The sequence below is a fragment of the Sphingobacterium yanglingense genome (assembly GCF_004363245.1).
Lineage (GTDB): Bacteria > Bacteroidota > Bacteroidia > Sphingobacteriales > Sphingobacteriaceae > Sphingobacterium > Sphingobacterium yanglingense.
This window is the reverse complement of sequence record NZ_SNYV01000014.1, coordinates 269,417-292,550: the sequence shown is the minus strand read 5'-3', so window position 1 is coordinate 292,550 and position 23,134 is coordinate 269,417. Positions and strand designations below refer to the sequence as shown.

Annotated in this window: 17 protein-coding genes and 1 riboswitch; of the genes, 8 read left to right on the top strand and 9 right to left on the bottom strand. The window is 40.0% G+C overall.

From position 1 onward, the window contains the following. Nucleotides 1-326: 326 nt before the first annotated feature. Nucleotides 327-420, top strand: a riboswitch (SAM-I-IV-variant riboswitch). Nucleotides 421-488: 68 nt separating this feature from the next. Continuing rightward, the gene (locus CLV99_RS12420) at nt 489-767 is read left to right on the top strand and encodes a 5-oxoprolinase (RefSeq protein WP_133584822.1); all 279 of its coding nucleotides are present in this window, start codon (nt 489-491) and stop codon (nt 765-767) included. Between the two features lie 13 nt (nt 768-780). Here CLV99_RS12420 and CLV99_RS12415 read toward each other — a convergent pair whose 3' ends face one another. Beyond that, a complete protein-coding gene (locus CLV99_RS12415; protein WP_133584821.1) occupies nt 781-1,899 on the bottom strand; it encodes a DUF2891 domain-containing protein in 1,119 nt (372 codons plus the stop codon). Between the two features lie 68 nt (nt 1,900-1,967). Here CLV99_RS12415 and CLV99_RS12410 point away from each other — a divergent pair, with 68 nt between their 5' ends. Then, the gene (locus tag CLV99_RS12410) at nt 1,968-2,630 is read left to right on the top strand and encodes a DUF937 domain-containing protein (RefSeq protein ID WP_133584820.1); all 663 of its coding nucleotides are present in this window, start codon (nt 1,968-1,970) and stop codon (nt 2,628-2,630) included. Between the two features lie 183 nt (nt 2,631-2,813). Next, a complete protein-coding gene (locus CLV99_RS12405; protein ID WP_246032759.1) occupies nt 2,814-4,022 on the top strand; it encodes an MFS transporter in 1,209 nt (402 codons plus the stop codon). 24 nt (nt 4,023-4,046) lie between these two features. On the opposite strand, the gene CLV99_RS12400 is transcribed toward CLV99_RS12405, so the two are convergent. From CLV99_RS12400 to CLV99_RS12370, 7 genes are all read right to left on the bottom strand, one after another. After that, nucleotides 4,047-5,216 (bottom strand): BaiN/RdsA family NAD(P)/FAD-dependent oxidoreductase, encoded by a 1,170-nt coding sequence (locus tag CLV99_RS12400; protein ID WP_133584819.1) that lies wholly within the window; start codon nt 5,214-5,216, stop codon nt 4,047-4,049. A 14-nt stretch (nt 5,217-5,230) separates the two neighbouring features. Continuing rightward, the gene (locus CLV99_RS12395) at nt 5,231-6,646 is read right to left on the bottom strand and encodes a M14 family zinc carboxypeptidase (protein WP_246032758.1); all 1,416 of its coding nucleotides are present in this window, start codon (nt 6,644-6,646) and stop codon (nt 5,231-5,233) included. Between the two features lie 83 nt (nt 6,647-6,729). Then, nucleotides 6,730-7,776 (bottom strand): S66 peptidase family protein, encoded by a 1,047-nt coding sequence (locus CLV99_RS12390; RefSeq protein ID WP_133584817.1) that lies wholly within the window; start codon nt 7,774-7,776, stop codon nt 6,730-6,732. Nucleotides 7,777-7,855: 79 nt separating this feature from the next. Continuing rightward, a complete protein-coding gene (locus tag CLV99_RS12385; RefSeq protein ID WP_133584816.1) occupies nt 7,856-9,190 on the bottom strand; it encodes a dihydroorotase in 1,335 nt (444 codons plus the stop codon). A 64-nt stretch (nt 9,191-9,254) separates the two neighbouring features. Then, a complete protein-coding gene (locus tag CLV99_RS12380) occupies nt 9,255-9,932 on the bottom strand; it encodes an ATP-binding cassette domain-containing protein (RefSeq protein ID WP_133584815.1) in 678 nt (225 codons plus the stop codon). Between the two features lie 364 nt (nt 9,933-10,296). Then, entirely contained in the window at nt 10,297-12,135 is a 1,839-nt protein-coding gene (locus tag CLV99_RS12375; protein ID WP_133584814.1) for a UbiD family decarboxylase, read from the bottom strand. Between the two features lie 68 nt (nt 12,136-12,203). Further along, nucleotides 12,204-13,067: a hypothetical protein gene (locus CLV99_RS12370; RefSeq protein WP_133584813.1), complete on the bottom strand. Its 864-nt coding sequence runs from the start codon at nt 13,065-13,067 to the stop codon at nt 12,204-12,206. Between the two features lie 243 nt (nt 13,068-13,310). Here CLV99_RS12370 and CLV99_RS12365 point away from each other — a divergent pair, with 243 nt between their 5' ends. The 5 genes from CLV99_RS12365 to CLV99_RS12345 all read left to right on the top strand — a co-directional run bounded on the left by CLV99_RS12365 (nt 13,311) and on the right by CLV99_RS12345 (nt 21,134). Further along, nucleotides 13,311-14,492: a deoxyribodipyrimidine photo-lyase gene (locus tag CLV99_RS12365; RefSeq protein ID WP_133584812.1), complete on the top strand. Its 1,182-nt coding sequence runs from the start codon at nt 13,311-13,313 to the stop codon at nt 14,490-14,492. A 152-nt stretch (nt 14,493-14,644) separates the two neighbouring features. Further along, on the top strand, nt 14,645-17,383 hold the full coding sequence (locus tag CLV99_RS12360) for a 2-oxoglutarate dehydrogenase E1 component (protein ID WP_133584811.1): 2,739 nt from the start codon (nt 14,645-14,647) through the stop codon (nt 17,381-17,383). A gap of 66 nt (nt 17,384-17,449) precedes the next feature. Then, nucleotides 17,450-18,682, top strand: coding sequence for a 2-oxoglutarate dehydrogenase complex dihydrolipoyllysine-residue succinyltransferase (gene odhB / locus CLV99_RS12355; protein WP_133584810.1), 1,233 nt, complete (start codon nt 17,450-17,452; stop codon nt 18,680-18,682). Between the two features lie 154 nt (nt 18,683-18,836). Next, nucleotides 18,837-19,856, top strand: coding sequence for a hypothetical protein (locus tag CLV99_RS12350; protein WP_246032757.1), 1,020 nt, complete (start codon nt 18,837-18,839; stop codon nt 19,854-19,856). Nucleotides 19,857-19,925: 69 nt separating this feature from the next. Then, complete coding sequence (locus tag CLV99_RS12345) at nt 19,926-21,134, top strand: hypothetical protein (protein WP_133584809.1); 1,209 nt, start codon at nt 19,926-19,928, stop codon at nt 21,132-21,134. A 10-nt stretch (nt 21,135-21,144) separates the two neighbouring features. On the opposite strand, the gene CLV99_RS12340 is transcribed toward CLV99_RS12345, so the two are convergent. Then, the gene (locus CLV99_RS12340; protein ID WP_133584808.1) at nt 21,145-23,079 is read right to left on the bottom strand and encodes an LTA synthase family protein; all 1,935 of its coding nucleotides are present in this window, start codon (nt 23,077-23,079) and stop codon (nt 21,145-21,147) included. Nucleotides 23,080-23,134: the final 55 nt, after the last annotated feature.

Here is a 23,134-nt window from a genome sequence, read left to right as displayed (position 1 = left end):
GTTTGTTTTAAGACAGAATGTCAGATTAGACTTACAGAAGAGCACTAGGTTTGTCATTATTGCTTCCTTATGCCTTGGTTATAGTATGATATCTATACTCTAGAACCCAACTAGATATTTAACTGAGAGGAAACAGAGGGTTTGTAGAGATTTACCTCTATCAACCCTCTACAAACCCTCTATTATTACTCTATAAAACCTCAATAAAAATCTAAAAAATACCTAACTATTCACGAGATAATATCCTATAAAGAAATACCAATGTATATCCTAAAAAACAAATAACAGATTATTACTTGCTTTTATTAAAATAGTCGACTACATTTGTAGCGTATTCAGAATTGCAAAAGCAATACCAACCGAGTGTAGTCACCGCGGTGGTAAAATAATACGGGTTTACAACCAAAATAAACGTATTCAAAAGCGCTTATTTTTCCTACTGATTTCTGGATACAATTTATGGTTTAACAGCTAAATTTTTAAATTGTATGGCAACATCATTCTATCAACACTTACTAGAGAAGTTTGCACACTATTCTACAGAAGAACTTATTGACCTTAACAACGAAACGATAAAAGAGAAAGGTTGGGGCTCTTCTAAATCGACTTTTAGAACAGCTATTATCGCTACTTTTTCAAAAAAAGGTATTGACCTGTCTCGCATCATCACCAAAAACGACGGCTTCACCAGTATCCTATCTGTACCGGTAAAGCTCGTTGAAAACACATTAGTCCCTATCTGTACTGGTGAGCACAGTTGCGAATAATAGGCTTATTAGATTATTGTTGAGCGTGAGCTATTGCATAAAGAGCAAAAGTCCCAAGCCAATGCGACCCCATATAATCGTCTTGTGCGGACAGATTAGGAAGTGAAAACGCAATATGTTGGTTTGCAATTTTCTTCAAATGTGATAACTCAGGCAAAACCTTAGCAATACCATATAGACAGGCGCCACGGCTGTAATTTAAGCCATCAAGGTGAACCAATTTTCCATCTGTGCGATCTTTTACGACAGCAGGAGAAATAGCAAAGTCTGTGTCTAATAAATTAGGCATAAATTTTTTCAACCATACACGATAAGGCGCTGTATCCAACACTTTACTCATCAAGTAAGCTTCCTCCAGACACGGTGATAAAAAATCATAACCACTGGGCTCATAGGCCAGATTACAATTGATATCATTAACAAAAAGCCGTTTACCATGTTCTTTCAGTATGGCTTCAAAGTCTTTATCTCCAACTGTCTTTGCATAATCCAACGATAGAGATAGCCCAAATGCAGAATTATCATGTTGACCGGCACGAATAGGGTATACTAATTTAGGTAGATATTCCTTATAACGTACCACCAACAGATCCACTAGGGGCTGTAAATCTGCCTTCCACTTTTGTGCGTCGGCATCATCCCAATTGCTCAAGCTCTCCTGAAGTTTAAACAACCAGGCCCATCCATAGGTTCGTTCAAAACTAGTGTTGTTTTTATCGTTAAAAAAAGCCAGCTCTATTGCAACATTTTCGGGAGTGATATGTTGATTCAATATAGCCCGTACTTTACCCTCCTTATCCAGATCCGGATATTTTTGCAAGAGTTCTACAATAGACCAGTAACCGTGTACCGATGAATGCCAATCAAAACAACCATAAAATATAGGCCGTAACTGCTTTGGCGACTTTAAATCAGCACTCGATCCCAATACCTGGCCGAGTTTATTGGGATATTCCACCTCAAGACAGTGGATTGGCAAGGAAAAAATCTGACTTGCTTGCTCTTCAGTAAGATTAATATGCGTGGTCTCGTCCTTATTATCTCCAGATTCCTTTGTTGCCGAATTATTGCTACAATTAGAAAAAGAAATACCGCAGACAAGTGCCAAAGGGATCCATAGTTTAATTTGCATTTCGTATTTTTATTTAGCTTTATATAGAATTCTTTAAAATTATCATAATTACATTAAACTATCAAATCATGAATATAACAGACTTAGTTACAGGCGGAGTAGGCTCAAAGGCGATATCTGCGATAGCCAACCTATTGAACATAGAAGAAAGCAAGGCTAAATGGCTCGTAGCGGCAGCAGTCCCATTGATGATTGCAGCATTGAACTACAATTCAAAAAAAGGAACAGAACAAGAAGCTGGCATTAACAAAGCGTTAGATCAGCATAATGGTGGTATACTGGATCAAATCGGTGGATTACTTGGACAGGGGCCTACAGAAGACGACAATAAAATTGTAAACCACATGTTTGGAAACAACACCGAAATGGTAAAGGACAACCTCGCCGCTAAGACAGGGATATCAACGGACAAAATCGGCAGTGTACTAGCCATCTTAGCCCCTCTTGTAATGGGATATCTGGGTAAACAGAAACAAGAACAATCTTCCGGAGGAGGTATCGGTGATTTATTAGGTGGTCTAATGGGGGGCCAATCCGGTTCTTCGGCTGGTGGTGGAATTCTTGGTAGTATCCTGGGGTCGGTACTCGGTGGATCGCAGGAAGAAACACAGCAAACTCCGACAGAAATCGGTGGTCTAGGAGATCTAGTAGGGGACTTTTTCAACAAAGGTAAAGACGCAAATCAGAAAGGTTCGGTATTGGACTCCCTCGTCGGAATGTTTACAAAGTAGAGTCAGAAAGTTAAGGAGTTAGAGGGTAAAATCGTAAATGGGTGAATTTTCACAGTTTCACGATTTTGCGATTTTACTTTCCCATTAGATATAAAACCTTAATTTTGCCCCCTTCAAACACCTCCTATGGAGGTACCGAAGCGTTCATCATATAGATGAGTTCTTTTCCTAAACAGGTTTTAAATGTCTATAAATAAAGGGTTAGTTGCGTTAGCTTTTGGTGGTCTCGCCATCGGAATGACTGAATTTACGATGATGGGGATATTACCCGACATCGCTACTGATATTAATATTGATATTCCTACAGCCAGCAATCTGATAGGACTTTACGCCTTGGGCGTGGTCGTTGGCGCTCCAACATTAGTTGCTGCTACGTCCAGATACCCTGCAAAAAAAGTATTACTTTTCTTAATGTTGCTTTTCTTTGTTTTTAATGCGCTTTTTACCATAGCTCCTAACCATTGGAGTCTCTTCATCTCACGCTTTATATCAGGTTTACCCCATGGCGCATTTTTTGGAATAGGTTCAGTCGTAGCCGCTAGGCTCGCTAAACCTGGTAAAGAAGCACAGGCCATCTCTATGATGTTTACAGGGATGACAATAGCTAATCTTGCAGGTGTACCGTTGGGGACCTATATTGGACATCATTATTCGTGGCGGATAACCTATGCAGTTATATCCCTTTTAGGTTTAATTACGTTTCTGGCCATTTACTTTTGGATGCCTGTTATTCCAGCCAATAAGAACAACAATGTCATTCAACAGATAAGTTATTTCAAACGTTGGGATGCGTGGCTAATGGTCGCTGTAATCGCTATCGGGACAGGGGGTCTCTTTGCCTGGATCAGCTATATTTCAAAACTGGTCACTACCGTCTCTGGGCTTTCTCCGGATCAGGTATCCATCATCATGATACTCATCGGTGCAGGTATGTTTGTAGGAAATATTATCGGAGGCAAATTAGCAGACCGTATCTCTCCTAGCAAGGCTGCTATAGCAAGTTTTTCTGCAATGGCCTGCTGCCTACTGATTCTCTTTTTTATAGCACATATTACAGTATTAGCTTACCCGATGGCTTTCATTACAGGAATGATCGCATTTAGTATAGGATCGCCTTTACAGATGATGTTGATCAACAATGCGAAGGGTGCAGAAACCTTTGCTGCTGCTGGCGGCCAAGCCTCCTTTAACATCGGAAACTCTTTAGGTGCTTATTTCGGCGCTATTCCTATCGCTTATGGTCTAAGCTATAATTACCCTTCTTTGATCGGTGTAGTTATGGCTTCAACTGGTGCAATACTAGCTTTTATATTTTTGCAGAAAGTAGAGAAAAAACAAGCCAACAGAGGTAAAAAATTTGAAAGTATAGCGGATCTAGAACAGACATCGTAAAGAACAATCCCAACTCTTAACTGGTCAAGTCGAGAAACCTATGGCTCTAGCGACCCAAGCCCCAGTACTAAAACAGCCTTGTAAGAGATAGCCTCCAGTAGGAGCTTCCCAATCCAACATCTCTCCTATGCAATAGACATTGGGAAACTTATGCAGCATGAGACTAGCGTCCAGTTCTGTAAACGAAACTCCACCTGCAGTGGAGATCACTTCATCAATAGGCCTAAGACCTGTAACATGAATCGGATACTGCTTTATCATCATAGCAAGTGATCTAGGGTCTGTAAACACACCTTTGTCTAGTCGCTTCAGAAGGGCAATAGCGGTTTTCGATAACTTCAAGTTATTTTTCAGTAGCGACACAATACTCCCTGCCCCACAAAGCTTTTCTATAATACTGTCTGTCGATATATTGGGTTTTAAATCAATCTCCAAATCGAAAGGGAAAGATTTCTGTCGCGTGAATCTATTCATGTAATAAAGAGGACTCCCTTCTACGCCATAGTTTGTAAAAACAATTTCACCAAGCTTAGTATAGTTTTTATAACGTATCTGTATGTTCTTCAGTGCCTGCCCTTCGATATCGCTCCAATCCTCTTGCGTATTATATCCCGAATTAGCGGACTCGAGAGCTATTACATTAATTCCCTTTCTTTCAAAGATTGGTACCCAAAAGGCATCAGATCCAGTCTTTTTCCAAGAAGCACCTCCTAATCCCAAAATAAGTCTTTCATACTGACACGCTACCATCTCTCCTTTATGACTCAGATATACATTTTGCATATCAAAATCCATCATTTGAAATTGATAGAAAACGGATACTCCCAAATCTTTGAGATAGGCGAGCCAGGCCTGTAATACCTGAATGGGCTTGATATGTCTTTCGGGAAATATTTTACCTGAGCTACCTACATAGGTCGGAATACCGATCTTGGAAAGCCATTCGACAGTAGCTTGATTATCGAACGACCGAACTATATCCTGCACAAGAGCAACGTCGTATTTGTCCACAAAAGCACTTAGTGGTTCGCTATGTGTAAGATTAAATCCTCCATCTCCCGCTACTAAAAACTTTCGGGCGGCTGCTTTGTTCTGTTCATAGACATGCACTTTATATCCTTGAATCGCCAACTGCTGCGCAGCCATCAGTCCTGCAGGGCCTGAACCGATAATAACAATGGGATTACGACTCATCGAGACCTCAGCTATTAATGTACTCTACTTTTAAACAGCTTTCCATTAATGTCCTTGGACAGATCTATCAGATATCCGTTAAACACAGCATAGTACAGCTTTCCTGCCTTATCACCTATATAAAAATTTGCTGTCCCACCTAAATCCATACTGGTCGTAGGAAAAAACTGCTTCTGCGTAAAGAAATGGATCGGCAGACTATGCAGACTACTTGCTCTAGATCCTCCAATAGACTTCACAGGGACGGCCATAATTCCTTTTTTCAATAGATCAAATGCATCTTTTTGGCTAAGAACAGCTGCACTATCCAATACCATACTGGATACCTTGGCCGGAATAAATTGTAATCCCTTTGCATCTATTTCATCATAACCGAATGACTCCTGCAAATCACCAATATCTTCGACTCTGCCCCTTACAAAATAATCCCGATCAACGGTGGTCTCCCCTCTACGAATAGCAATATCTGTTTGATACGCGGTAGAGTCTGTTTTTACAGCTAGATTCCGAATGACGACATCATGTAGTTGCGACGCATTAAATGGTATCTTTTCATAGTCTTGGACCTCATATTGACCATATGATCCTTCCGCAATCTGAATTAAGGCATTCAGGATAATGATAAAATTTAACCTTCGTATTTCTTGCTTTTCAGTATCCCCCTTGCGCCCTCCAGATTCGATCAGGACTGTACTCGCTCCCCAAGATTGAAAGTTATCACCAAAGCCCCTTGGTGTATGTGCATCATCATATTTGGCTACCGCATCAGGTATATATTGTTGAAGTAGTCTATTCATCCCAACAATAATCTTCATAGCGTCTCCACGTACGGTATTGATTTCTCTTTCGTAATTATAGGCAGGGGCCAATAAAGATATCTGCACCGGATTGCTTGTCTCTGGAACATTATAATAAATATTCTGGTCATGCAGATTAAACCCATATCTCGGTTTCAAAAATTTAGCCCTTTCTTTTAATAACGCTCCCTCTACGGTCTGCCCCGCTCGGGCATCTCTGTTCATATCAATACTTTGGGCAGTACGTCGAGTAAACCGTTCTGCTCCATCAGGGTTTAACATGGGTATAAAGTGCAGTTTCAGCTTACTTTTCAGCAATTCGCGCACCGTATCCTGTCCATCGTCTTTGCCTTCTAAAAAGTTAAACAAATCGAATAGTGCCATCGTCGCTGTAGGCTCATCACCATGCATCTGAGACCAAAGCATCACTACTTTGTCCCCACCACCGTAAGTCAACTCATAGATTGCTCTTCCTTCAAATGATTTACCTATAGGGTCGACCTTTAAAACAGCCTTATCTTTACGTTCCTGTATTAAAGCATCGACATCTGAATGTTTAAAGCGACGGTATTGAAGTGAGGGTTCTTTATAAGTACTATATATTGTATTATATGTAATTGTATCCAAATTCATAGCTGAAGAATAATCTGAAACGGGTGTCTCTCCCCTTTCACATGTTGTAATTGCACCAAGAATTAACAGAATAGCGAGCAGCTTCATAGTAGTGATTTTTCTAAATATTCGATCTTCCCTATACTCGCATCCATACGGACACGAACGCCCACAGGCATCAGGAACTGATCCGAGATATGCCCAATCATCGCGCCAGAATACGCCGGGATCCCCAATGGCTTAATGTAATCTGTGAGCATCTGCTCAACCGTAAGTGCTCCGTATCCACCAGAGGGGCCGCAGTTGGTACATTTACCGAATATAAACCCTTTTATTTGCGATAGCACCCCTGCATTCATCAGTTGACAGAACATACGGTCCAAACGATCTGACTTCTCATCGATCTCCTCTAGAAACAATATTTTATCCGTAAAATCAGGTAGGTAAGGAGTCCCACATAATCCAGCGAGAAGCGTTAAATTTCCTCCAAGAATAGTCCCCTCAGCAACACCTGGCGTTATCGTCTGTATCCGATCTTTATACTGTATAATCTGTGTGTCGGATTTTTTTGGATTCTCGAAACTGGCTAACTTATTATCAAAAAACTGATCTTTAAACAACTGAGCGACATAGTTACTCCAGGTGCTGATACCTACTACACCGTGAAAAGACACCAGCCCCACCTTGGTGTAAAAAGCGAGTAGTAATGCCGTCACATCGCTATAACCTAGCAATATCTTTGGATTATTTGCAATCAGGTTGTAATCGATACGATGCAATAGCCGAGAGGCTCCATTTCCTCCCCGAATACAGACAATTGCCTTTACCGACTGATCTGCAAACATGGCATGCAAGTCTTCCAAACGCTGCTCATCGGTACCTGCTAAATTGCCATAGCGCGCTCGGATATTTTTACCTTCTTTTACAGAAAAGCCAAAGTAGGCAAACACCTCTTTGGCCATACGGATAGATTCTTCATCTTCTACGGCCCCTGCAGGAGCAATAAGCCCTATGGTATCACCTACTTTCAGTACATTCCCTTTCAACAGAGCCTTGGCACTAGAAAAGTAGGAATCTGCGTTAGCGAACTTTGACAAGGTAAGCGCCCCCGCTCCAAGCCCCAGACTTTTTAAAAAATCTCTTTTGTTCATAGAATGATAATTTAAGTTATAGAGGTTATGATAGTTATGGAGGTTATAACTCTGTAACTTTATAACCTTATAACTTCCCTTACCTATTAAACAATAACCGATGTCCAGACCCTACTTCTATTATCTTACCTTCACTGTACGCAAGATTTCCAGAAACAATTGTATGCACTATCGTAGAAGAAAAAGTATGTCCTTCGTAAGGTGACCAACCGCACTTGGAAAGAATATTATCTTTAGTCACCGTATATGTTTTATTCAGATCCACTAACACTAAATCTGCCCAATAACCTTCGCGAATGTAGCCCCGTTGCTCTATTTCGAAACAAATCGCGGTGTTATGTGCTGTCTTTTGAACCAGCTGCTCAAGCGTCATCTTTCCTTGTTTCACCAGATCCAATAAAGCTTGAAGCGCGTGTTGCACCAAAGGCCCCCCAGAAGGTGCCTGCAGATAGGTTTGTTCTTTCTCTTCGATTGTGTGTGGTGCATGATCTGTCGCAATCACGTCGATATGTCCGTCCAAAACCGCAGCTAAAATCTGATCTCTATCTGCAGCTGTTTTTACAGCAGGATTCCATTTGATATAATTGCCCTTTGTCTTGTAATCCGCATCTGAAAACCAAAGATGGTGAATACAGGCTTCCGCTGTAATCCGCTTTTGTTCTAACGGAATATTATTAGCAAACAAAGCTGTTTCCTTACCCGTTGAGATATGTAAAATATGAAGTCTTGTGTTATTCCTTTTTGCTAGTTCAACAGCTTTGGAAGAGGATAGGTAACAAGCCTCTTCTGAGCGAATCAGAGGATGCATCTCAATAGTGACCTGATCGCCGTAAAGCTCTTTATAATGAGCTAGATTAGCTTTGACAGTAGCTTCGTCTTCACAATGGGTAGCTACCAGTGTCGGTGCATTTTTAAAGATTTGTTCTAAGGCAGCCTCATTATCGACCAACATATTTCCAGTAGAAGACCCCATGAATACTTTAATCCCACAGACATCACGAGGATTAGTCTTCAACACCTCACTCAGATTGTCATTTCCTGCTCCCATAAAAAACGAATAGTTCGCTAGCGAACTGTCCTGTCCAATATCGTACTTGTCCTGTAACAAACGTTGGGTAAGCGTATTAGGAACAGTGTTTGGCATCTCCATAAATGAGGTCGTGCCTCCTGCTACCGCGGCACGGCTCTCTGTAAAGATATCTGCCTTATAGGTCAAGCCTGGTTCACGAAAATGTACTTGATCATCGATCAAACCAGGTAAAAGATGTAACCCTTCAGCATTAATCTCCCTATCGGCGTGCAAGTCGAGTTGCTTTCCTATTTTTTCTATCCGCCCATTTTTCACAAACAGATCTAAGGCTTCTATTTTTCCTTCGTTTACGACCTGTGCATTTTTTATTAAAAGAGATGACATATCTTGATTTAAGTAAGATTAAAATGATACACAAACTTACTAAACAAAATTGTCCGCACCTATTTTAATCATCAAAAGTTCCCTCCGGAACATAAAAATATTCCAGATCCTTTTTATTTACTATGGATCTACAACCTCCATTTTGAAGCAGCAAAATTCGTGTACTGATATCTAAAACAGAATTATAATGGTGATCCGAGATGATAAAGCCCTTTTGTCCGCAATTATCTTGAATCACCTGTTGAATCTTTTCTTTCAAATAAGGAGAAACTCCAGAAAATGGCTCATCCAGCAAGTAAAAGGTAGCCTGCCGAGCCAACAACAAGGTCAACTCCAGATACCTTTTCTCTCCTACTGATAAATCAGCAATTTTTGAGGACAATACTTTATCCAACACCGTATCTGCAGCGATACGCTCTCTGTCTTCCTTTTTATCGACCATAAAGTATATCATCTGGGAAACAGTTTTATAAGTAGGCAAAAAACTGTGTTGTGGCAAATAACATAGTTCTTTCGACATATACCCTCGTTTATATCGCCTGTTATTGATAGAAACAAATCCATTTTTTGGATGAACTATCCCGAAAAGAATCTTTAAAAGAGTAGATTTACCACAGCCATTACGCCCTAAGAGCGCCACGACCTCGCCTTGCTTACAATTTATAAAAACACCTGATAACAGCGAATATTGGTTCCGGTACCTAAACTCGATAGAGTCTCCAAAAATCTCTTTTACAGCCATAGCAAAGGTATAAATACGGAACCTATCACCAAGTTTATAAAAAATGTTCCCAAGACAATCTGTCCGCTTGAAAACCCTAGATTACAGTAAATATACTTGGCGTGTTTATAAAAATAGGAATGTAAAAACACGCTCAGGAAAAAACCAAAAGATATAAAAACAACATAAAACAAATCTATAAACACTAGACTTAAAGCAGTCGTTATCGCTAAATTTACTGGAAGGATTTGCTTATAGTAGTACCAATAGACTTTCATAACTCAGTGAATAATTCTAAGTTACCCTTTTAAAAGTATAGATCTATTTTTTTTAATCTTTTTAACACTCCGTATATTATAAGTGTTAAAAAGATTTCTGTTTGCGCTTAAATAATCCCGTACAATGATCCCCCTTTAGCACCTAATCTATCAATGTGCCTTTCGACAGTTTCGTCTTTTATTAAATCAGGTGCATGGTGCGGTTTACGGCGTGCGTCAATAATAACGGGTCCTGTACAGCCCCAGTGCTTAAATCTAATAAAGGAGCCTACTCCATAAATATCAAAAGCAGGATTCGATTTTGTAAAAGTAGTCCATACAAAATTATTGACGTTTTCGGCAGCGAAACCTGCGTCGTCGGCCAGTACCAGCATCGCAATCCCTCCGAAATCGACTCCTTTAGCAGCCTCACACCAAGCTGCCAGAACAGCTTGTTCTTCTTCATACGTTGTAAAAACAGCTCCCTCTAAAACTAATACACCAGGCAAAGCGAGCTTTGCTTTATTAAATGGCCTCGGCAGCTCGAAGTGGGCGGGTATCTCCGTCAACAATGTCCTTTTTTTCGAACCCGCAGCAGCAAACACCACTTTGGAACCGGCATTAAGTCCGTCACCAGAATAATCCAACGTATCTATGGTAGTGTTGGTATAAAAATGTAAATCGCGCGTCAGGTCTATACGCTCAAGAACATGGCTCATATAACCTGGTATATCGTGGATATCGAGCTGTGGATTATCTTCATCGGCTGTTATGAACAAATACTTAGCTAAGCTTAATTGATTTTTACCTAAAATCTGGTTCGCGATGGTCAAAATTTCCTGTGGTCGATCTACTTCCTGATAAGGAGTATAGCTTTCTCTTCCTATCGCAAATAGTAAAGGATGTACTCCAGCCGGATCGACAGCATGTACTGCCTTCAACCCTGCAATCTCTTTAGGAATAGCACTTCCCGTTATCTCATGAATCAAAGCGCCGAAGCTAGTATCCTCTTGCGGAGGGCGCCCAACTACCGTAAACGACCAAATTGGATCTTTTTTATGATAAACATTATGGACCCGCATTAAAGGGAACGGATGAGTGAGGCTATAATAACCAATGTGATCTCCAAAAGGCCCTTCGGGTTTGTTCTCATTAGGATAAACTGTACCTGTGATCACAAAGTCTGCATCTGCAGAGATACAAAACCCTTCATCATCATAGAAATACCTAAATCTTCGATTACCTAATGCTCCAGCAAAGATCATCTCGGAAAGCCCCTCGGGCAATGGCATCACTGCAGACAGGGGATGAGAAGGAGGGCCTCCAACAAATATGCTTACTTTAAGGGGCTTCCCTAAGGCATTTGCTTTCTGTTGGTGCACGCCTATACCGCGGTGCAATTGATAATGAAGTCCTATCTCCTGGTCTTGAATATAATCATTCCCTGAAAGCTGTATCCGATACATCCCAAGATTAGACTTCATAACTCCAGGTTTCGAAATATCCTCGGTATATACCTGAGGCATCGTTACAAAGGCTCCACCGTCCATAGGCCAATTCACGATCTGAGGAAGTTTACTGATTTGGGTTTTACCATAGAGAATAGGTGCATTCGACTTCTTCTTCCAAGGCAATGCCCCCAAAGCCACAGCAGAGGAACCAATATATTGAAATGGATTTTTCAGCACGGCTGTAGGATCCATCTTTACGTCTACTAGTTTTTTTATATGGGCTAGGGTATCCCGAAACATGAACTTCGAGCGATCTAAAGTACCGAATAAATTGGACACGGCTGGAAATTCAGACCCTTTTACATTCTCAAACAACAAAGCAGGACCTTCAGCATCGAAGACACGCATATGGATAGCTGCCATTTCCAAGTAAGGGTCAACCTCTTCTTTTACCCGTATCAAATGTCCATGCTGTTCCAAATCGGCAATACAAGCCGCTAAACTAGAGTATCCCATATCTTTGCTTAAGTGAACAACAAAAATAGCAGAATATTTCTGCTAACAAAAACGGCATACACAACTACCTATATATCTAACAAGATTGGCGAGGTTTTAAAATCCACTTGTCCTTGCCACAAAGAATTATGAGACTCGCCACCTCCCATTATTCCCAAGAGGTAATCATCATAGATATCCCGATCTACCCCATGCAACAATTTATTAATCCATATAGTAAGAAGTTTACTAGGTATCGAAAAAACCTGATGCTTATCTTGCTCCCCTCGTTTCTTTATAGACCACTTTACCAATTCATTAACACTCATCAACTGCTCACCTCCAAACTCTAAACATTGATTAATAAAACTCTCTTGCCAATTTACGCTCTTAATAAAGGAAAAAAGGTCGGCCAAGATAATTGGTTTAAACTTTTTATTTACCAATCCAGCGTAAAGAAATATGTTTTTTGTTTTTAACAATTCATCCATAAACAAATCAAAAGAACTCCCAAGCCCAATTGCCAAATCTTTTAAAAGAATAGTGTATACAACTCCTAGCTCTACAAAAAGAGCTTCAACAGCCTTTAAATAACCTTTGTCATGAGCCCTCCCTACATAGACGATACGATGACAACCATTTTGCCGCGATAAAAAAATAAAATTCCGGAGAGATAGCAGTTCATACTGAACTCCGAGTTGATCTTTCTGATTTGGAATTTGCGCAAAATAAATTGATAAATTCAGTCCTTCGATATTAAAGCTATCGTAAGCAACACCTTTTTTTATAAGATCCACTGAATACAATGTTGCATTAATACCTGTTCCCATTTTCTCTTTCAGAAGACCTACATCACGGGCTATTCCGAAAACGCTATGCGTATCATCGGGCAAATAAGCCAATCCGGCACGGCCAAGATAAGAGTTCAATCCACACAGCAATAAATTCATCATCCTATTCTATACTTAGATAATCCATTCATTAGGAACAAGCTAACTTTCCAATATTTTGTTTTCGCAAAAATAAGAGACTCTTCACTATCAGTTCGTTAAAAAAAGCTAAAAGATTACCTTCTGCAAATAAACTCTCACTTTGTTTGAATATTGTAAATATTCAAGGTTGCCCATCTGACAATCCCACAAATGTAATACCTTTACAGAACTTGAATTTAATCTAAATAAGTACGTGGTAGGTAAATGAGCAAAAAGGTTATTTTAGTTTGGTTTAGGAATGATCTTCGTACCCATGACAATGAGGTATTGCAAAGTGCTATTCAGAAAGCAGATTTTATTATTCCAGTTTATATTTTCGATCCCCGTTATTACCAAGAGAACAAATTTGGTTTTAAGAACACCGGAGAATTTCGAGCAGACTACATCGCCCAGACCGTATTTTCTTTAAAACAGAAACTACAGTCTTTGGGGGGCGACTTGCTCACCTATGAAGGCTATCCAGAACAGATAATCCCGCAACTCGTCCAAAAATATGACGCTGATGAGGTATACCATCACCGTGAAGTTGCGAAGCGGGAAACAGACATCTCAGAACTGGTGGAAGAAGAATTATGGAAGGTGAAAAGAAATTTACGTCACTTTATTGGTCACACGCTGTACCATAAGGAAGACTTACCTTTTCCTATTCGAGACATTCCAAATGACTTCAACACATTTCGTAAAAAAGTAGCGAAAGAGAGCTTTGTCCGGGGTTGCATAGCGGATATAAAACAGGTAGACATTCCTCCTCATCTTGAAAAAACAACGTTCCCCTTTGACTTTTCAGTTACTACGGCTCACTTTGGTGAATCGGCTGCAAACGCGAAGCTCAACGAGCTAATAAAGGAAACGGAGATCAACATGGAAAGCTACACGGAACTATCGCCCTACCTCGCATTGGGCGTACTATCCCCCGCTTACACCTATCATTTTCTCAAAAAGAATATTACCCCTAAGAACAAAAAAGGAATTAATGCCTTTTTAGAAAATCTAATGGTACGGGATTATTTTCGGTTTATGCTAAAAAAGTACCCAAACTGTTATTTCATAAATACCCAACAACGCTCTGACAGCAATTCATTAGCAGTATGGACATCAGGGCAAACCTCGTGCGAAACAGTAAATAACCTAATGTCTAAACTCAACACGACAGGAAGGCTAACGCGTACAGAACGGGAGACCGTGGCATTACATCTTATTTATGAGCTTAACGAAAATTGGCTTGCCGGCGCGGCTTGGTTCGAACAACAACTCATAGACTATGCACCTGCGACCATATATGGTTTTTGGGCACACATGGCTGACCAAGGAACGAGCATTAAAAACAATAAATCTATAGGTGATTGGGACAAAGTAAAAACTGAACACCCGAAGTTAGTAATTTAAGATAAAAACAAGTGCCACTTATCCAAATAAGCCATTTAAATTTATCGCTATCAAATTGACACTATTTAACTACAAAAACTTCAATTTCAGTACTCGAAACTCCTATTTAATTCCTAAATTTGGCAAATTCTTTAGACTTATATCAAAAGTAAATGGATAAATTGACATATTTGAGTAACGCCGATTCGAGCTATATCGATGGCTTATATCAAGCGTACAAGCAAGATCCAAATTCGGTAGATTTTGGATGGCAAAAATTTTTTGAGGGTTTTGATTTTGGTCAAGGCGCTGAAGGTGTCGCTATCGACACTGAAAATGTTTCGGAACATGCGTTGAAAGAAATCAATGTACTAAACATGATTCACGGCTACAGAGACCGTGGTCACCTGTTTACACACACTAATCCTGTCCGTGAGCGCCGGAAATACTACCCAGGCAAAGAACTCGAGACTTTTGGTCTATCTGAGTCAGACATGAATACGGTGTTCAATGCAGGTATTGAAATCGGTTTAGGTCCTGCCAAACTACGCGACATTCGTCAACTTATCGAAGATACTTATTGCCGTTCTATAGGAGCGGAATTTAAATACATCCGTAATCCTGAAAAAATAAAATGGTTGCAGGATCGTATGGAAGCTGATCGTAATACTCCAAACTATTCAACTGAACAGAAAAAACGTATTCTGCAAAAACTGAATAGAGCGGTTGTTTTTGAGAGCTTCTTAGGGACCAAGTTCTTGGGACAAAAAAGATTTTCTCTAGAGGGTGCTGAGAGTTTAATCCCTGCGCTGGACTCCGTCATGGAAAAAGGTGCCGACTTGGGCCTTCAAGAATTTATGATCGGTATGGCACACCGCGGCCGATTAAATGTATTGGCCAATATCATGGGCAAGCCTTACAAAACGATATTATCTGAGTTTGAAGGCAAAATGTATAAAGAAGAAGATCCTGAACTACAATTCGGTGGAGATGTAAAATACCACTTAGGATACTCTTCGGATATTACGACAGACAAAGGAAAGCATATACACTTGTCGCTAGCACCTAACCCTTCGCATTTGGAAACAGTAGGTCCAATTGTAGAAGGAATGGTTCGTTCAAAAATCGACATGAAATATGATGGTGATTCATCGAAGATAGCACCGATATTAATTCATGGAGACGCAGCTGTTGCTGGCCAAGGCGTAGTCTATGAGGTCACTCAAATGTCTAAGCTAGACGGTTATAAGACTGGTGGTACAATTCACATTGTCATCAATAACCAAGTCGGCTTTACAACCAACTATAAAGATGCTCGCTCCGGAACTTACTGTACTGATGTTGCTAAAATTACATCTTCCCCAGTATTCCATGTCAATGGAGACGATGCTGAAGCGGTGGTTTATGCAATCAATCTTGCTGTTGAATACCGTCAAAAATATAAAACAGATGTTTTCATCGACTTACTGTGTTACCGCCGTTATGGCCACAATGAAGCCGATGAGCCTAAATTTACACAACCGCTGCTTTATAAGCTGATTGAGAAGCATGCCAACCCAAAAGAGGTATATGCAAAAAAACTAGTCGAAGAAGGTTCAATAGATGCTTCTTATGCGAAAGAAGTAGAAAAAGAATTCAAAGACTACCTACAGACACAATTAGATGCTTCCAAAGCAGTAGAAAATCTGGAAGAAGAAGTTCCTATGTTTGGTGGTGCTTGGAAAGGTTTACGTCCTGCGAAAAAAGCAGATATCTTTCAGACAGTAGAAACTAAAGTTGCAGATAAAACATTCAAGGAACTAGCGACACAGATCACATCTTTACCTAAGGACAAAAAGTTCTTCCGTAAGATTTCGAAACTTTTCGAGGATCGTGCTGCTATGATTGAAAAAGATGCATACGATTGGGCAATGGGCGAACTTATGGCTTATGCAACACTACTAAGCGAGGGTAAGCGTGTCCGTATTTCTGGACAGGATGTACAACGTGGTACTTTTTCACACCGTCACGCCGTATTGACTTTAGAAGATTCAGAAGAGAAGTATATTCCATTGGCCAATGTCAAAGGTGGTGATAAATTCAACATCTATAACTCATTGCTATCTGAGTATGGTGTTTTAGGATTTGATTATGGTTACGCTTCGGCCAACCCACAAGCACTTACAATCTGGGAAGCACAATTTGGTGACTTCTATAATGGTGCACAGATTATCGTTGACCAATATTTAAGCAGTGCTGAAACTAAATGGAAACGCTCTAACGGCTTAGTGATGATGCTTCCTCACGGTATGGAAGGTCAGGGACCGGAGCACTCTTCAGGACGTATCGAAAGATTTTTAGAGTTGTGCGCAAACGATAATATGATTATTGCGAACTGTACCACACCTGCTAACTATTTCCATTTATTACGTCGCCAATTGGTTCGCGATTTCCGTAAACCACTAGTCGTATTTACGCCTAAAAGCTTGCTTCGCCACCCTAAAGTGGTATCAAAAATGACAGACTTTACAAAGGTTAACTTTCAGGAGGTCATCGATGATACTTCGGTAAAAGCTGCTTCTGTAAAACGCGTGTTATTCTGTACAGGAAAAATCTACTATGAACTGTTGGAAAAACAACAAGCAGAAAAACGCAATGATATCGCCATTGTACGTATCGAACAGTTATACCCTGCTCCAGTAGATCAATTATTGGCTATCCATAAGAAATACAATAAAGCTAAAGAATTCATTTGGGTACAGGAAGAAAACGAAAATATGGGTGCATGGCCTTATTACTGTCGTTCGTTCCGTAGATCTGAAATTGAGTTTACAGATGTAATCGCAAGAAAAGAAAGCGGTAGTCCAGCGACAGGCTATATGAAACAACATATCGCTCAACAAGAAGCAATAATTAATAAAGCATTTGAATAACAAATTATAAAAGCTAAGCGTTGTATCTTGTATACATATACAACGCTGGCTTTAAAAAGAACACATATGAGCTTAGAAATCAAAGTCCCTACGGTTGGTGAATCAATTACCGAAGTAACCTTAGCCCAATGGCTAAAAGAAGATGGCGACTACGTCGAAATGGACGAAAATATTGCCGAACTGGAATCAGACAAAGCTACATTTGAACTACCCGCTGAAAAAGCTGGTATTCTTCGTATCATCGCACAAGAAGGTGATACTTTAGAAATCGGTGCAGTGGTGTGTACTATTGAAGAAGGAAATGCTCCTGCCGGAGATAAAAAAGCAGATGCTCCTGCTGCTGCCGCGACGCCTGCGACTCCTCAAGCTACTGAAGCATCTGAAAACCCAGATTCATATGCAGCCGGAACAGCTTCGCCTGCAGCTGCTAAGATTTTAAGAGAAAAAGGAATTGATCCTTCTACTATAAAAGGTACAGGAAAAGATGGTCGTATTACAAAAGAAGATGCAGAGAAAGCGCAAGCTAAGCCTGCAGCTCCTAAGGCTGAATCTAAACCAGCTGCTGCAACTACGGTATCTGTTCCTGCTATAGCTGGAGCACGTAATGAACGTCGCGAAAAAATGAGCTCTTTGCGTAAGACTATCGCTAGACGTCTAGTAGCGGTAAAAAATGAAACAGCTATGTTGACGACCTTTAATGAGGTCAACATGCAGCCGATCATGGATCTTAGAGCTAAATACAAAGACATGTTTAAAGAAAAACATGGTGTTGGTCTTGGCTTTATGTCCTTCTTCACTAAAGCAGTTACTACTGCATTGAAAGAATGGCCTGCTGTAAATGCACGTATTGAAGAAAACGAAATCGTTTATTCTGATTTTGCAGATATTTCTATCGCGGTTTCGGCACCAAAAGGATTGGTTGTACCGATTATCAGAAATGCAGAATCGATGACTTTACACCAGGTAGAGAAAGAGGTTATCAACCTTGCTACAAAAGCAAGAGATGGTAAGTTGACAATAGAAGAAATGACTGGTGGTACATTTACAATCACCAATGGTGGTGTATTTGGATCAATGATGTCTACTCCTATCATCAATGCTCCACAATCAGCTATCTTAGGCATGCATAACATCGTACAACGCCCTATTGCAGAAAATGGTCAGGTCGTAATCCGTCCAATGATGTATGTTGCCTTATCGTACGATCACCGTATTATCGATGGCCGCGAGTCTGTGAGCTTCCTAGTTCGTGTAAAACAATTGTTAGAAGATCCAGCTCGTTTATTATTAGAGGTATAATCTCACTATAGTATACTAAGGTTTAAAGGCCGTCTTTAACAGAGGCGGCCTTTTTTCTGAAAGCGTCTGTAATAATGGACATCAAGAACTTGCATATCCGTTGACGACACAATGGAATCATGAAGGTTTTATTTAAAAAATGATTTAAGTTGCTATGAAACTTCTGCTCTCGCGTATTGTCCCTATCTTACTTATCCTGTTTTCTGCCAACAATGAGCTCTTAAAAGCTCAAGAAGTAGGCTTAAAACTAAATTTCTTTGGATATGCTGATAACCGAGAATATGGAGCCACTTATACGCAAGATAAAACCATTTTTGGCAGTCTGATATCGCCACAACTTTACTTCAAACTCAGCAACAACCACACCTTGTACGGTGGGGCCCATTACAATAAAGATTTCGGCAGTCGCCAACAAGACAAGCAATCATTCACCCCTATCGCTTATTACAACTACTCAGCTCCGACTATCGACTTTGCAATAGGATTTATACCGCGATACGAACGTCTAAAAGATGTGCCTCGAGTAGTATTAGCTGATACCTTTATGTATGATCGCCCCAATTTAGAGGGAATGTTCTTCCAATACCGCAAAGGTGGCTTTGAACAGCGTGTCTTTATTGACTGGTTAAGTAAACAGACTTATACAGATCGTGAGCGGTTTATGGCTGGAATTTCCGGACACTATCGCCAAGGGCTATTTTATGTAACACATGCGGGTATACTGTACCATAATGCCCTAACTAGCAATAAAGAACTCGATGAACATGTACAGGACAATGGCGTAATCACCGCAAATATAGGTTTAGATCTGAGCAATAAAACGGGACTAGATTCACTGAGCATAGACGCCGGTGCTGTAGTTGGTTTTGACCGCATCCGGACAAAGTATGAAATGCAGATTACTAAAGGCTTTGTAAGTACGCTAAATCTAGGGTATAAAAAATTTGGCCTAACGAATACGATCTATCTTGGACAGGCTCAAAATTTACCGAACGGAGATCCCTTTTATAGACGGAAAAAATATGATCGATTAGATTTCAGCTGGGCTCCATTTAAATCAAAAGCTATCGAGGCCAAACTAGTTGCCTCTTTCCATTTTTCTAAAGGAAAAATAGATAATCAACAGGCCTTTACCTTGCGATACAACTTTGACCGCTCGATTTGGAGTAAATAATAACAAAACTTAGGTTCCCGTTATTTTAAGGCATAACTTTTGTGTGCGTATCCAAAAAAATGCACATACATGCACTGTAAATTATTTCAACTTTTATTGGTAGCCTTTTTAACGCTACCCAATTATCTCTGTGCACAGCACAACTACTTTCTTTTCAAATACAATAAGCAGTACGGACTGAGCAATCTAGATGGGACTGATGTCATCGAAGGAAATTTCACTACACATAGTGATCAGATCAAAAACTATGCATTATTTGGTAACAAGGAGAAAAAGGAAATTCTAATTGACCTAAAAACTGGTAAAAAGGAGGTCTTTGATCGTTTTGACGGTAATAGTATTTTCCTAGATAGTCAATACTTTGCCAATGTGGAGAGAGCAGACAAACACTTTCTTTGGGGGCAGAAAACAGGAGAAATTCTACCTGTTCCAAAAGCGCTACAGGGACAAGTATTTCAGCGCGTCTATATGATCAACAAGAATTTTCTCTACGCTGTAGGGCAAGAAACCGTATTTCCCCCTCAACCAAAAAAGAAACCAGTCACGAGAGCCCGAACAGGGACTCAACCTCCTCCTCCTATCGCTCCACCAGAGAGATTAGATCCACCTAAACAGGTAACTTACGTCTATGTCTTCAAAAATGAACGTGCCATGCCACTGGTTACAAAAATAGAAGTAGATGAAGACAGGCTTTTTGGAAGCAATACGCCTACCGCTGTATTTGACTTCTATAATTTACAGAAAATAGATAAAGAGGTCACAAATGATCATGTTTATTTAGCGACGGAACGCACTTGGAATCCGGAGATAAAGCCTTGGCACTTCTATTACGATGAGACCTTCAATATAGCATGTACCTATAATGCGGGAAGTTTTATTGTTATGGACGGAAACTTCAAAAAGATAACTACGATAGCCTCAGAAGACCGTTATGATAAGGATGCAATTGCAGCTTATTTTCAATCTTTATACCCGGACAAAGAAGTCCGATTGGACTATGCCGGATTCTCTCCATCTGTCAGTATGGCCGGTAGTGCTAGAAAGCCTTCTTGGCAAGTAGTACAAAAAGATAAGATTTATGAGATCAGTTACCTTAAAGAAGATCAATATATCCCTTACCTTTCTGCAGAAGCTGTAGAAGCGAAAGTATGGTACGATGATAAACTGTACCTAAAAGATGAAAATGACAACGAATTAACGGTAGAATTGAATAGAGTAACACTCCAATTGCCTATCCCGATAAAGTATAAAGAACAGTTTAAAATACAACTTCTGTAAGAATTGGTCGTCATTCGGCGACCAATTTATTATGTATCATTCCATAGTTATACTGCTGTATAAAGGCGTGCAGCTTTTTTGTTAAACTATCTCCGACTGCTTTATTGCTCTCTACGAGATTTTCTTTAAGCATACTATCTGTTCTCAAATTGTATAGTGAGCTGGGTTTATTGCCATCATAGGTCATAAAATAATCTCCATTGAAGAAATTGAATGTCTCGCCACTCGTATTGACGACAAAATTGTCTTTATTATTATCCAAAGCATCAAAACCGAAAGCGAAATAAGGCTTTGGATAATTTAAATAACTCAAAACCGTCGGCATGATATCAATCTGCTGTACCAACTTGTCAGAGACTCCTTTTAAGTCACCACCCGGATGATAAAACACGATAGGAATCGCAAATGCATTAGGCAAGGTCTGGTATTCAGGCAGAGCGCTCAGACTCGTATGATCTGCACAAATTACAAACAATGTGTTCTTATACCAATCGCTTTTAGATGCCTGATTAAAAAACTGCCTTAAGGCATTATCAGTATAACCAATTGGTTCTTGTAAAGGAACCGGTCCTTTAGGAAATACCCCTTGATAGTGTTCGGGAACTTTAAATGGATGGTGGGATGACAGAGAGAAAAAACCAGCGAAAAAGGGCTGTTTTAAACCATCCATCTTATGCGCCATAAACTGCATAAACGGTTCGTCCCAAATCCCCCAGATACCATCAAAATCTGCATCGTTATTGTATTCGTTTTTACCAAAATAATGCTTGATACCAGCCAACTGTGTGTATGCAGAAAATCCCATACTTCCATTGGGCGCACCATGAAAGAACGCGGTTTCATAGCCCTCATCTCCTAACAATTTCGCAATACTTGTAGTCTTATTACCCGAATAGATAGATAAAACGAAAGGTTCACCTACGGACGGGACCCCTGTAATTACAGAGGGAAGAGCGTCGATCGACTTGCGACCATTGGCATAAGAACGGTTGAACGTAAAAGATTGTTCTATCAAGGAGTCTAAAAAAGGGGTATACCCTTTGTAATTACCTCCGTCGATATTCTTATTTAAGGCTCCGATATGCTCTTTTCCAAAACTCTCCAAAATTAAAAAGACAACATTAAGTTTGCGAAAGGAAGCTGAATCACAAGGTTCGTGAACTACTGGGTATAATGTATTGACCTCTTCATCCGAAAAATAGTGTTGTTCCTTGAGCTGTATTGCTTTTAATGTCTTAAGAATTGTGAAAGGAGTATTTAAGACAATACTCATCTCTTCGGGATTTTTAACATAATCTCCGGCATTACTTAAGGTAATGGGTCTAGTGCTATGCGCCCATCCACCTCGTACACCACCTATAAATAAAAACGCGACAAACAGTAAAGACACGAGCTGTATTCCATAAAAAGGCCATCTAATCTGAGCAGGTCGCTCCAATCGCACCCGGCTATAACACCAAGAAATAAAAAAAACTATAGCAATAAAAATCAATAGTATAAACCAATAATCCAGCATGAAATCTAACGCTAGTTTTCCTAAGTTTTGTTCATTCGAAAACTGACTAAAGACAGTACTAGTGGTACGCCGCAACGTAAACGGATAATAGGCATAATCGACCAAATTAAGAGCGATGGCCAAAGAGTTGGTAATAATAAAGACCCATTTGCAGACCTGCTGATAAAGCGAACTATATTTAAATGGGAAAGGAAGTATCATCAACAAGACAAAAAGTACATTGACATAGAGAATAGCCACAGTATCAAACTTGACACCTCCAATCAGCATAGTCAGCAGCGAAGAAGTATCTACCTGTGGAAACAACGAACTATTCAGTCCGTAAAAACCGAGTCTCAAAAGGGTATATAGAACGATTAAGAAAAGAAAGCTAATACCAAGCAAGAGCAAAGAATTTAAGCTTCCCTTTAAAGTCATTTTTTTATTCATATGTAAATAATTACTTTGTGATCCGCCAGCTGGCAGATCGGTTTGTCCTTTAACG